This window comes from Mesorhizobium sp. M0768 (genome assembly GCF_040320195.1).
Classification (GTDB): domain Bacteria; phylum Pseudomonadota; class Alphaproteobacteria; order Rhizobiales; family Rhizobiaceae; genus Mesorhizobium.
This window is the reverse complement of record NZ_JAMYPD010000011.1, coordinates 1-11,867: the sequence shown is the minus strand read 5'-3', so window position 1 is coordinate 11,867 and position 11,867 is coordinate 1. Positions and strand designations below refer to the sequence as shown.

Sequence of the window (11,867 nt, the reverse complement as noted above, 5' to 3'; positions counted from 1 at the left end):
CTTAACATCCCCGCGATCGTGCGCTGGAATTTGCCATTCACCGGTGCCAGTACATCCGTGGTCACCGGTGAGGCTGAATTCCGTTTTAGGCCGCCTTCAGCTGGTCGGCGGACATCTTGCCCGACTTGTTGTCGCGGACCATCTCGTAGCCAAGCTTCTGGCCCTCGACGATGTCGCGCATTCCGGCGCGCTCGACGGCTGAGATGTGGACGAAAACGTCGGCAGAACCGTCGTCAGGCTGAATAAAACCAAAACCCTTGGTGGCGTTGAACCATTTAACTGTGCCTGTGCTCATAACGAACCCTTTCCATGGCAAATATTCGTTCGCCGTCATGCGGATGCACAACAACGTTTGTCTCGACTTTGATGGGGGAAGTTCGCCAAAGGCGCGCCTAGGCACGCGGATAACAAAAGTCGGTCAAACAAATATCGACAAAATTCTTATAGACTTCTTTGCGCGTTGTGTCAATTTTTTTTGATTTGCCACACTCGCGGAGACGCGCGGCGGCGGCCCGCGCCAGCACATCGGACGGCGAAAGCCGGGCTATTGCCCGCCGAAAAAACCAATCAGCCGGGAACCATTTTGGCGCCGGGGCATTTTTTTCGGTGTCGAAAGCCGTTCTCGAAAGAGCGATCTTGAGAAAAGGCGGACGACAAACAGGACGCCCCCGCGCAGATAAAAGGCACGTGGGGCGTTCCTGTGATGCGACCATTCGCGCCGCTGCACCCTGCCCCTCACAGCATGGCCCGGCTGAGCCCGCCATCCACCGGCAAAGCCACGCCGGTGATATAGGCGGCGTCGTCGCTGGCCAGGAACGCGGCAACCGCGCCGAATTCGGCGGGGGTCCCGTAGCGCTTTGCCGGGATTTCGGCCTGACTCTCGGCGGCGATCACAGCAGCGTCCACACCCCTGTCGGCGGCGTCCATCGCGTCGAACTGTTTCGTCCGGTCCGTCGCAAAACGGCCAGGCAGCAGCAGGTTGACGGTGACGCCGTCCGCCGCCACTTCGCCGGCCAGGGTCTTGGCCCAGCCGGCAAGCGACGCGCGCAACGCATTCGAAGCGGTGAGGCCGGGGATCGGCTCGCGGACGGATGTGGAGGAAACGGCGATGATGCGTCCCCAGCGCCGCGCCCGCATGCCGGGCAGGAAAGAAATGGCGATACGCATCTGGCTCAGCACCATGCTGGTGAACTGCTTCTCCCAGACGCTCGCATCGAAGACGCTGGCCGCGAAGGGCGGCGGGCCGCCGCCATTGAGCAGGACGATGTCGATCCGCTGATGCTCGTCCTCTATGGCACGGATCAGCCGGGAGACGCTGTCGTTATCGGAAAGATCGGCGCTGAAGGTCGAGCAGACGGGGCCGGCGGACTCGATCGCGCGCCGCGCCGCATCCAGGGTCTCCTCCCCTCGTCCGACCAGGATGATCTCCGCGCCTTTCGCCGCGAGCGCTTCGGCGACGCCGAAACCCAGGCCCTTGCCTCCGCCGAGAACAAGCGCCTTCCGCCTCTCAAGATTTGTACTTATCAAGCCAAGCCTTCCCCTGGTTTCGCTGCGCACTCTCGGATCAGGCCCGAGTGCATGCTTTGGGGGTGCATCAGCGGACATGCACAATGGCGTCGGCTTCGACCGAAACATTGGCCGGCAAGCCGGCCATGCCGAGCGAGCAGCGGGCATGCTCGCCACGCTCGCCGAAAACATGGAGCAGAAATTCGGATGCTCCGTTGCCGACCTCCGAATAGGCCGCAAAGCCGGCCGCCGCGTTCACATAGACGGTCAGCTTGGCGAATTTCACGACGCGGTCGAGATTGCCGTCCAGTTCCTTGTCCAGCCAATAGATGATGTTGGCCGCGCAGAGCCGGGCGGCGTTCCGCGCCGCGGCCAGATCGATCTCTGCGCCGACCTGGCCGATCGCAGCGATCTCCTGTCCGATCTCGGGGATCTGACCGGAGACATAGACGATGTCTGCGACCCGAACCGTCGGCGAGAATGGCAAAGCGGGCCGATCGAGCGACGGCCAGGCGACACCGAACTCCTCAAATCTTCGTCTGTAGGACAAGGTGGCTGCTCCCGTTTTCGTTGGTGCGAGCGGACCTTGAATTCAGATCGGGCTTTCGGATAGCCTGATAGTGCTGACACAGCTATCAGGAATTCTTATGACTAGAGATATCGACGTCAGGCTGCTGCGCGCCTTCGTCACCGTGGCCGATACGGGAACGGTGAGCCGAGCCGCCGATCGGCTTGCCCGCACCCAGGCGGCGGTGAGCATGCAGCTTCAGCGCCTCGAGGGTGAAGTCGGAGCCGAGCTGCTGCGCCGTTCGCCGCGCGGCGTGACGCTGACCGAGGCCGGCGAGATCCTGTTCGCCTTCGCCCGCAAGGCAATCGCGATCGGCGACGATGCCAGGCGCGAGATTGAAGGCCGCAGGCTGGTCGGCCGTGTCCGGCTGGGCATCGTCGAGGATTTGGCGGTGACACGGCTGCCGTTGATCATCGCCGAATTCCGCCGCCGGCATCCTTCCGTGGAGATCGAGCTGACGTCGGCCAGCAGCAGCGATCTCAGCAAGTCGCTGGGCGAAGGAAGATGCGACATCGTCATGGCCGATCCGGCGCGCTTCACAATGGCGCCGCGAGGCCATCTGTCACGACAGCTGGTCTGGGCGGCAAGCCGCATGATCGAGATCGATGACGAGGTCGAGCTTCCGCTGATCATCTTCGAAGGCGCCTGCTCCTGGCAGGACAGGATGCTGGCTTCGCTCGCCGAGGCCGGAATCGGCTGGAAGATCGGCTGCCGCGTGTCGACTTTCGCGACGCTGATCTCGGCGCTGAGGGCCGGGCTTGGCATCGGCCTTCTGCTGCAAGAAGGACTGCCGCCCGACTGCCAAAGCCTCAACGGACGCTTCAACCTGCCGCCGGCGCCGATGGCGGATTTCGGCGTCTATCTTGCGAGGGACCCGTCCCGGCTGGTCGAGGAGTGTGGCGATTTCCTGCGAGCGGGATTCGAAGCGTAGCGAAACGATCCGACGTCATTCACCGCTCCTGGTCGGTCGGGCGGATGACGATCTCGTTGACGTTGACATGTGCCGGCTGGCACACGGCGTAGAGAATGGCCGCGGCGATGTCCTCGGCGGTCAGCGCCTCCATGGCGGCGAGCCGCTTGTCCAGATCGGCCTTGAACGCCGGATTGGTGATGTGGTCGCCGAGCTCTGTGCGCACCAGGCCGGGCTCGATGACGGTGACGCGAACCTTGTCGGCGTAGACTTCGCGGCGCAGCGATTCGGAAAAGCCGACGACACCGAACTTGGTTGCCGCGTAGCCGCTGGCGCCCGGATTGGCGACACGGCCGGCGACCGACGAGACATTGACGATGTGACCCTTGGCGGCCCTCAGATGCGGCAGCGCCGCCTTGGTGACGCCCATCAGCGCCAGCAGGTTGAGCTCGACCATGTGGCGCCAGTCGTCGAGCACCGCCTCGGCGGCGGGCGACAGAAGCATCACCCCGGCATTGTTGACGAGGATGTCGAGGCGGCTCCATTCGGCGACAACCTTGTCGACCATGGCGGTGACATCGTCGTTGCTGGTGACGTCGGCCTCGATGCGGAGCGCCGTGCCGCCGGCCTTTTCGATACGCGCGGCCACCGCTTCGAGACGATCGGCGCGGCGTGCGGCAATCGCCACCTTGGCCTCGGCGGCTGCGAGCGCCACAGCCGTTGCCTCGCCGATGCCCGAGGAGGCGCCGGTGACGAGTGCGACCTTGCCGGCCAGTGCGGAAGAAACAGATGTCATTGTGAAGTCTCCAAGGCCCCAGCCCGATCTTCAGATAGGCCGCGGGCCGCGAAGTGGAAGACCAGCTTGCCGGTTGCTCGGCTCTATTCGTCTGGGCCGGGCTCCGGCCAAGGCTCTTTCGCCGCCTCGGCATACCAGTGGCGCATCGCCGGTATCGAAAGCACGGCGTCGACATAGGCGCGGGTGTCGGGCGCCAGCGTGCCACCGTAGGTGTCGAAGCGGGTGACGACCGGCGCGTACATGGCGTCGGCCACGGTGAAACGGCCAAACAGGAACGGGCCGCCTTTGCCGTATTTTCCGCGGCATTCGCGCCATAGCCCTTCGATGCGCGCCCGTTGTGCTTCACCTTCGGCGTCGAGCGGCTTGTGGCCTTTTGGCCGGCGCAAATTCATCGGCCAGCCATAGCGGACCTCGCGAAAGCCCGAATGCATCTCTGTCGCCGCCGAGCGGGCCAGCGCACGGGCGCCGATGTCGGCCGGCCAAAGCTCTTTCCCGGGAAACAGCTCGGCGAGATATTCAAGGATGGCAAGGGTTTCCCAGACGATCCGGACCTCGCCATTCGGCAGCCGATGGTTCAGCACCGGCACCTGGCCGGTCGGCGATATCCTGGCCAGATTGGCCGCGGTCTCGGGCGTGCGCAGGCGCACAAAACCCTCCTCGAACGGGATCTCCAGGTGCTTCATCGCCAGCCATGGCCGCAGTGACCAGGACGAGAAGCATTTGTTGCCGATGAAGAGCGTGAATTCAGCCATTGTCCCTCCGGCCCTGTCTATTCGGGCGTTCTGGTGCACCCTATTCTGTCGGCTTCGCGGCCGGAAGCTATCCCAATCGACGGGCAGAACCCGGAACCTAAGCGATCCGCGACCGTTTCTCCAGGCGAACGGTTCAGGAGATGCGAGATGGTGAACAAGGATCAGGTTGCCGGCGTTGCCAAGCAAGCCAAGGGCGCCGTCAAGCAGGCCGCCGGCAAGACCACCGGCGACAGGCGCTCCGAGGCCGAAGGCGATGTCGACAAGGCCACCGGCAAGATGCAGAAAGCCTATGGCGACGTGAAGGACAAGGTGAAGAAGGCGCTCTGATCCTGCCTCGTTGGGGCAGCGAAGAAAGGCGGCGGGTGCCGCCTTTTTCAGGCTCGCTCAACTTCAGAATGTAAGGTTTTTGATGAAGGCGTTGGTGAAAGTGACCTCGCCGTGGTTGCCGGTGGCCTCGCCCAGAACCACTTCCATACTATTGCTGGTCACCCGCGCCAGCGCGAAACCGCCCATGAAGGCCGCCTTCGGCTTGAACAGATCGAGCCCGTCACGGCGATAGATCATCGGCGTCGCGTGCTGGTGGCCGTGAAAAATGCCGACGACATTATAGCCCTTCAGCGCAGCCAGCAGCGCCTGCCTGTCAGCCTCGCTCCACCAATGCGGTGGACCCGTGCCGCCATCGTCGAACGTTCTTTTGCCGGCGTTCCATCTTTCGATCGAAAAATCGTCCCAGCCATAGTGCTGGAAAAGGATGACAGGGCGCCCATCGCCGGCATAGGTCGCCAGATCCTGCTTCAGCCATGGCAGGCTGCTGGCGGAGACATGGGCAGTATCGCCGGCGAAGCGGTGCGTCTGGACAAGATGCAGGCCGCCCCAATCCCACGAATAACAGTCGGTCGCGACATCGAAGGCAGTGGCCGGCGCGGGCGGCTTGAAGAACACGCCGGGGCGGTGGTTGACCTCGACGTAGTCGCGCATTTCGCGGCGGTACCAGTCGACATGCGAGCGCGGGCCGTTCTGGTCGAGATCGTGGTTGCCGAGGCCGACATAGACCGGCATGTGCACATGGTCGGGGCCGACACCTTGCTGATAGCGCTGGCTGAACTGAAGCAGCTGCGTGCCCTCGCTGGGCTGGGTGATCTGGCCGCCGCCATCATCGGTGATGTCGCCGCCAACGACGAGGCCGAGCGGCGTGCCGATGTTGCCCGTCGAGCGCAGGCCGGTGGCAACGCCATCGATTTCGGTCGGCCATTGCCTGTCGCCGACGCCGTTGAGTGCGGCGACATTGCGCAGCAAGGCAGCGTCTGTCTTGCCTTGCTGCTCGCAATGCGGGCTCAATCCGTTTGCCATGCGGCAGGCATGGACATCGGCGATGAACAGAAAAGTGGCGTCGATGGGCGGGATGCGCTGCCCGGTCTGGCCGAAGGCCGGGCGCGAAACGGCGCCGGCCGCGGCAACGGCCGCTGCCTTCATCAGGAACCTGCGCCGGGAAACCGGCCGGGCGGAAATGCGATGCATCATGCGCTAAAATTCAGCACGACGCGGACCGGCAGTCCAGTTGCTCGTAAAGTATGTCGACACGTTCTCCCAGGTCTGGCATTGCTTTCGGCATTCAACTTGCGCGGGCAGAGAGGACGCCATGAAAACTGCATCCATCGGCATGACAATGGCGATTCTGGCGGTGACGAGCGCAGCGCATGGCGCCGGGTGCATCGACGCCAAATCGGCCAAGGCCGGCTTCATTCTCGAAAGGCCCGGCATCCACAGCGAATTTCGCCCGGCGGCGGGCGGAATGGTGGCGGTTGCCAACAAATACCAGTCGCAATCGCCGCAGTCGCAGTACCTGTTCGGCGGGCTGATCGAAGTGTTTCGCGACAGCAGCACAGGGCAGATGGCGATGATCCCGTTTTCCGATCTCAGGAAGGTGTTCCCGCTGAAGGCGGGTGCCAAGAGCAAGATCGTGTTTGCCCGTCTTGCACCGAACAAGCCGCCGAAGGGCACCGAGACGCTGGAGATCAACGTCAAGGGCAAGGAGACGTTCAGCCTGGGTGACTGCAAATACTCCGTGCTCGCGGTCAAGCAGACGATCAGGAGCGAGGCCGGCGAGACGCGGGACGAGTTCACCGCGCTTTACGCACCCGACCTGCAGGCAGTTGTGGCAAGGCGCTATGACGAGGGCACTAGCGCCGAAAGCGTGGTCGGCTACGAACTGATCAAGCCGCTGCCGAATTAAGAGCTCGGCCTCCCCGCCTCGGTCGCGATATCAGCGACTGCCTCTGTCCTGCCAGCGTTAAAGCGCCCTGTGCAGTATCCTGCGACGTCGCCTCGTGACTCCCTGTTCCAATGCCATCAGGCAATCGCGCAGCACGCTTGCGTCCTGCGCGGTCTTGGCCATCGACATGGCGCCGGAATAGGTGGCGACAGCCAACGCTGCGAAGCGCTGCGGATCGATGCCCTGCTCCCGGCCCGCCTGCTGGTCGGCCCTGGCCTTGTCGGCGATCGCCTGACGCCAGGTAGAAAAAATGCCGGCAAGGGCAATGCGGAAATCCGGATCGGCAAGCGACAGTTCATGCGCCAGGTTGTTGAGCGGGCAGCCGCGCACGAATCCCTGCTGCTCCAGCTCCGCCGCGACGGCCGCGAACACGGAGCGCACGCCCTCGCGCGCTGAGGGAGCCATCCGCACCGGCGCGATCCATGTCTCTTCTACGGCGGCGGCGATCCGCTCCTCGATCACTGCGAGCGCCAGCGCCTTCTTGGTCGCGAAATGGTGGTGCAGCGCGCCGCCGGTGACGCCCGCCGTCGCCATCAGGTCGCCCATGCTGGACGCATGATAGCCGCGTGCCTGAAACGCCTCCTCGGCGACATCGAGCACCTTTTTGCGCAGGCCTTCGGGGTCGTTGGTGCGTTTTTGAGCCCGCGACCTTGGGCGAGCGGATATCTCTGCTGACATCTTCACACGATAGCAGATTGACAAAACAGGACAACCGGTCTGTTTTGTAAAACAGGATGACTGTCCTGTTTTGGAGATCGCGCAATGAACCTGCCTTTGAACGCCATACCTAATCCCGATATGCTCGCCTCGCCCGTTGTCGAACTCAGGCAATACACGCTGAAACCCGGCAGGCGCGAGACGCTGATCGGCATCTTCGACAATCACCTGATCGAGGGCCAGGAAACCGCAGGGATGACCATCATCGGCCAGTTCCGCGATCTCGACCGGCCGGATATGTTCGTCTGGCTGCGCGGCTTCGACGGTATGGAAGCGCGGAAAAACGCTCTGACCGCCTTCTATGACGGGCCGGTCTGGGCTGCCTGGCGCGACGCCGCCAACGCCACGATGATCGATTCTGACGACGTGCTGCTGCTGAAGCCGGCCTGGCCAGGCGCCGGCCTAGACCTCTCGGGATCGCGACGATTACCCCAGGCGGACCTCGAAAAACCGAGCGCAAGCAGTGATTTGCAGGCAATTGTTGTCATCAGGATTCATCATTTGCAACCGGGCCTGGAAGCCCGTTTCGCCAATGACTTCCAGACCGCGGCCCTTCCGGTGCTCGCCGCATTTGGCGCGTCGCCGCTCGCCGCCTTCGTTACCGAGCATGCCGAAAACAGCTTTCCGCGGTTGCCGGTGCGGGCCAGCGAAAACGTCTTCATCAGCATCACCGGTTTCGCCAGCGCCGATGCACATGCCCGCCGCGAGGCAGCCTTGGCCGCATCCCCGGGGTGGCAAGTGTTCGAGCAGGCCGCGCAGCGGGATTTGGCCAGGCCCGTGGAGGTTCTGCGCCTGGCGCCCACGGCGCGGTCGCTGCTCGGACAGCCAACGCCGGCGTGACCAACGCCGTTGAAAGCCACCTATGTGCACTGAACCCCTGTCTGGTTCACGCCTGAAAATGCCTGCCATGGATCACCTGGTAACGCGTGGTCCATGCGGTTGCCTGCTCCAGATCAAGGCAAACGCGCAGCAGCCGGTGATCCTCGTTCTTGCGGCCAATGAGCTGGATGCCAATCGGCAGGCCGTCTTTCGACTGGAAAAGCGGCAGGCTGGCGGCCGGTTGGCCGGTGACGTTGAAGATTTCTGTGAAAGGCGCAAAGCCGTAGGCCCGGCTCGCCCAAGCCTCGTAATCGAAGAGAGCACCATCGCCATGGATGGCGCCAAGCCGGGGCGTAGGCTCGGCCGTCGTCGGCGTCATGATCAGGTCGAACCCATCGAACGCCATCGCCATCGCCAGCGAAGCGCTGTGCACACGGTCCTGCGCCCTGAGATAATCGGCGGCCGAGGATCGCCGAAAACAGTCGAGCGCGTGACGAGTCAGGCTTTCGATTTCGCCGGCCCCCGGCATCCGCCCGATCTCGTCGGCGCGCTCGTCAACCAGCCGCGCGACCTCCGACATCCAGAAGATGCTCCAGTCCGCTTCGGCGCTGGCTTCCCGCGGGAAACGCGCGTCTGTGACCTCGTGCCCCCTGTCCTCGAGGAGGATCATGGCTTCCTGGAATCTTGCCCCGATCTCGGACGCGACGGGCGTGCCGTCCGGCCGGCGCGCCAGGCATGCGATGCGCAGACGCTCGCCGGGCGAAGACAGCCAGTCCAGGTAGGACGGCACCGATTTGGACACGGAGTAAGGCGCTCCTTGTTCTGGACCGGCAGTCATGTCCAGCATGGCGGCGCTGTCGCGAACGGTGCGGGACAGGACGTTCTCGGCGTAGAGCCCGGCGCCGACCTGACCTCGACCAGGCCCGACAGGCATGAGCCCGCGCGACGGCTTCATGCCGAACACGCCGCAACAGGCAGCCGGCACCCGGATCGATCCGCCGATATCGGAACCGTGGGCGACCGGCACCATGCCGCTCGCCACCGCGGCAGCAGCTCCGCCGCTTGAGCCGCCCGCCGTCAGCGAAGGATCCCAGGGGTTCGAGGTGGGGCCGCGAAAGCTGGGTTCGGTGACGAAGTCGTTGGCAAATTCAGGCGTGTTTGTCTTGCCCAGCAAGATCAGACCGGCGGCCCGCCAGCGCCGGACGATCTCGCTGTCGGGCTTCGGCGTGGCATCCTTGAAGTAGAGCGACGAGTGCGTCGTCGGCCACTCCCGTACATTGACGCCGGTGTCCTTGACCAGAAAAGGAATGCCGGCGAGTGCCGCCTGCCGGTTGCAGCTTGCCGCAACGGAAAGCGCCCGGTCCGCATCGATCAGCGTCACGGCATTGAGGGCGGGATTGATGCTTTCGATCGCTTCGATAGCCGCCTCGACGACCTCGACGGCCGACAATTCGCCCGAGCGAACATGCCCGGCCAGGGCGACGGCATCCAACGCCACGTATTCGGAAAGATTCATGACTGCTCTCAGCCCGGACTACCGGTCGCTTCGGCTGTCGGCTGGGGTCCAGCTTTGGTACCGAGCTTGAAATACCGGCCGATGGCTGCCGCGACCAATGCCGGATCCTCCCAGTGCGGGTTGTGTCCGCATCGCACCGCGCTCACGAACGCGGCGCTAGGGATTTCTTCGAGGAGCCGCCGTTGGTGCGTTTCGTCGAAGAGCAGGTCGTGCGCGCCAGCAATGACAAGCGCCGGCAGGCGCAGCATGCGCGCCTTGTCGGTCAGATCGATGCGCCGAACCTGCTCCAGGATTGCCCGCCAGAGTGCCGCCGGCATGGCTGACGCCTCCTCCGCAGTCATGGTCAGGAATTCCGCTGGAACCTCGGCCTCGCAGGCATGCCAATAGTCATAGAACGGATCGGCCGGCGATATCGGGTCTCGAAGCGCCCGCACGCCAATGGTCATCGGGTGATCCTCACCGATCTGCGGCCGTAGCGTTCCGGCCATCAGCACCAGGCCGCCGATCATCTCGGCGTAGCGTGCGGCTGCCTCGATCGCCACCATACTGCCCAGGGAATGCCCGACCAGAACCGGCCGCTCGAGCCGCAATCGCTCGATCAAACTCGCCACATCTTCCGCGAAATCCGCCGGGGCGAAGCCGCGTGTCCCGGCCGGCGAGGCGCCATGCCCGCGCAGGTCTGGAATGACAAGCCGGCGCCCGGCGAGATGCGGCGCCAGCAAGGAGAAGCTGCGGCTCGTGTCGGAGAAGCCGTGCACCAGCACCAGCGCGGGCTCCTGCCCGGCGATTTCGACGCAGGCCGTTTCAGTGCGGCCGGCACCGACCTTGCGCTTGCGGCCGTTCCAGCCCGCCTGATCGGCCGATATCACAGGCCCAGCTGCTGCTTGACTGCGTCGAGCGCGGGCTTGCCATCGAATGTGGTGACACCGGCAAGCCAGGCGCCGAGCCTATCCGGATTCTCCTTGAGGGCCTTCAGGCCGGCTTCCTCCGGCTTCATGCCGTCATTGATGAGATAGCCCATGCCGAGATTTTCGAAATCGATATCGAAGGCGAGGTTCTTCAGCAACTGCCCGACATTCGGGCATTGCTGCAGATAGCCCTTGCGCACCTGCGTCGTCACCGTCGCGGCGCCGAAGTTCGGACCGTAGAACTTGTCGCCGCCGCTCAGATATTTGAAGTTGTACATCGTGTTCATTGGATGCGGCGCCCAGCCCTGGAAGACGATGAAGCGCTTTTCCTTGATCTCGTAGCCGACCTCGGAAAGCATGCCGGCTTCACTTGATTCGACGACCTGCCAGCCATCGAGGCCGAGCGACTTATCGGCGATGGCGTCCATCATCAGCTGGTTGGAGCCCGGCTCGATGCCGTACATCTTCCTGCCGAACTTGTCGGCGAACTTTTGCAGGTCGGCAAAATCCTTGACGCCGGCTTCCCAAACGTAAATCGGCACGGCAAAGGTGTATTTGGCGCCGACGAGATTGACGCGCACATCGTCTACCGAGCCGTCCTTCTTATAGGGCTCGTAGTAGGTGATCATCGCCGGATCCCAATAGCCAAGGAACACGTCCAAGTCATTGTTCTTCAATGATTCATAGATGACGTTGATGCCCAGAAGCGAGCTTGCCGGCTTGTAGCCGAGCGCATCGAGCAGGACGCTGGTGACGCCGGTGGTGAAGGCAAGGTCGTTCCATCCAGGCTCGGCCATGCGCACGACCTCGCATTGCTCAGGTTCAGCCGCAAAGGCCGGCCGGATCGCCAGCAGGACGCAGAGCGAAGCGCCTATTCCAAGGCTACGAAGCATTTCGGTTCTCCTCATTTCACCAACGACGTTGACCACTCGGTTTTTAAATTGTCCCAACGGTCAATCATTGATCTCGGCGGACAAAAATGTCAACGTCGGTTTTCGATGCATGATGGGGTGGACGGCGCCCGACGGCATCGGATGTGCCAGAATGAGTTCGTTGAGATCTCAAACAAGGGAGCCGTCCGTGGAACACCTTATCCGTATTGG

Annotated in this window: 14 protein-coding genes; 4 read left to right on the top strand and 10 right to left on the bottom strand. The window is 63.4% G+C overall.

What is annotated here, in order from left to right; all coding sequences use genetic code 11:
- Positions 1–85: 85 nt before the first annotated feature.
- The 3 genes from NKI08_RS16095 to NKI08_RS16085 form a co-directional block, all read right to left on the bottom strand.
- Positions 86–295: a cold-shock protein gene (locus NKI08_RS16095; RefSeq protein ID WP_010915421.1), complete on the bottom strand. Its 210-nt coding sequence runs from the start codon at positions 293–295 to the stop codon at positions 86–88.
- A gap of 440 nt (positions 296–735) precedes the next feature.
- Complete coding sequence (locus NKI08_RS16090; protein ID WP_352770797.1) at positions 736–1,557, bottom strand: SDR family oxidoreductase; 822 nt, start codon at positions 1,555–1,557, stop codon at positions 736–738.
- Positions 1,558–1,594: 37 nt separating this feature from the next.
- On the bottom strand, positions 1,595–2,056 hold the full coding sequence (locus NKI08_RS16085) for a RidA family protein (RefSeq protein WP_352770795.1): 462 nt from the start codon (positions 2,054–2,056) through the stop codon (positions 1,595–1,597).
- A gap of 97 nt (positions 2,057–2,153) precedes the next feature.
- On the opposite strand from NKI08_RS16085, the gene NKI08_RS16080 reads away from it, so the two are divergent.
- Entirely contained in the window at positions 2,154–3,005 is an 852-nt protein-coding gene (locus NKI08_RS16080) for a LysR family transcriptional regulator (protein WP_352770793.1), read from the top strand.
- 19 nt (positions 3,006–3,024) lie between these two features.
- On the opposite strand, the gene NKI08_RS16075 is transcribed toward NKI08_RS16080, so the two are convergent.
- Positions 3,025–3,780, bottom strand: coding sequence for an SDR family NAD(P)-dependent oxidoreductase (locus NKI08_RS16075; RefSeq protein ID WP_352770791.1), 756 nt, complete (start codon positions 3,778–3,780; stop codon positions 3,025–3,027).
- An 83-nt stretch (positions 3,781–3,863) separates the two neighbouring features.
- A complete protein-coding gene (locus NKI08_RS16070) occupies positions 3,864–4,532 on the bottom strand; it encodes a glutathione S-transferase family protein (RefSeq protein ID WP_352770789.1) in 669 nt (222 codons plus the stop codon).
- A 147-nt stretch (positions 4,533–4,679) separates the two neighbouring features.
- Between NKI08_RS16070 and NKI08_RS16065 the strand changes: the two genes are divergently transcribed.
- Positions 4,680–4,859, top strand: coding sequence for a CsbD family protein (locus NKI08_RS16065; RefSeq protein ID WP_352770787.1), 180 nt, complete (start codon positions 4,680–4,682; stop codon positions 4,857–4,859).
- Between the two features lie 63 nt (positions 4,860–4,922).
- Here the strand turns inward: NKI08_RS16065 and NKI08_RS16060 are convergent, their stop codons facing one another.
- Positions 4,923–6,053: a metallophosphoesterase gene (locus tag NKI08_RS16060; RefSeq protein WP_352770785.1), complete on the bottom strand. Its 1,131-nt coding sequence runs from the start codon at positions 6,051–6,053 to the stop codon at positions 4,923–4,925.
- Between the two features lie 118 nt (positions 6,054–6,171).
- Between NKI08_RS16060 and NKI08_RS16055 the strand changes: the two genes are divergently transcribed.
- Entirely contained in the window at positions 6,172–6,765 is a 594-nt protein-coding gene (locus NKI08_RS16055) for a hypothetical protein (RefSeq protein ID WP_352770782.1), read from the top strand.
- A 57-nt stretch (positions 6,766–6,822) separates the two neighbouring features.
- On the opposite strand, the gene NKI08_RS16050 is transcribed toward NKI08_RS16055, so the two are convergent.
- Positions 6,823–7,482 carry a TetR/AcrR family transcriptional regulator gene (locus NKI08_RS16050; RefSeq protein WP_352770985.1) on the bottom strand — a complete coding sequence of 220 codons (660 nt, stop codon included), beginning with the start codon at positions 7,480–7,482 and terminating at the stop codon, positions 6,823–6,825.
- 84 nt (positions 7,483–7,566) lie between these two features.
- Between NKI08_RS16050 and NKI08_RS16045 the strand changes: the two genes are divergently transcribed.
- Positions 7,567–8,361 (top strand): NIPSNAP family protein, encoded by a 795-nt coding sequence (locus NKI08_RS16045; RefSeq protein WP_352770779.1) that lies wholly within the window; start codon positions 7,567–7,569, stop codon positions 8,359–8,361.
- A 46-nt stretch (positions 8,362–8,407) separates the two neighbouring features.
- Here the strand turns inward: NKI08_RS16045 and NKI08_RS16040 are convergent, their stop codons facing one another.
- From NKI08_RS16040 to choX, 3 genes are read right to left on the bottom strand one after another with little or no spacing between them, the layout of a single operon-like run.
- Positions 8,408–9,856, bottom strand: a complete 1,449-nt coding sequence (locus tag NKI08_RS16040; RefSeq protein WP_352770776.1) for an amidase — start codon at positions 9,854–9,856, stop codon at positions 8,408–8,410.
- An 8-nt stretch (positions 9,857–9,864) separates the two neighbouring features.
- Complete coding sequence (locus tag NKI08_RS16035; RefSeq protein ID WP_352770773.1) at positions 9,865–10,725, bottom strand: alpha/beta fold hydrolase; 861 nt, start codon at positions 10,723–10,725, stop codon at positions 9,865–9,867.
- Positions 10,722–11,657 carry a choline ABC transporter substrate-binding protein gene (gene choX, locus NKI08_RS16030; RefSeq protein ID WP_352472650.1) on the bottom strand — a complete coding sequence of 312 codons (936 nt, stop codon included), beginning with the start codon at positions 11,655–11,657 and terminating at the stop codon, positions 10,722–10,724. Before choX ends, NKI08_RS16035 begins: the two co-directional genes overlap by 4 nt.
- Between the last annotated feature and the right edge of the window lie 210 nt (positions 11,658–11,867).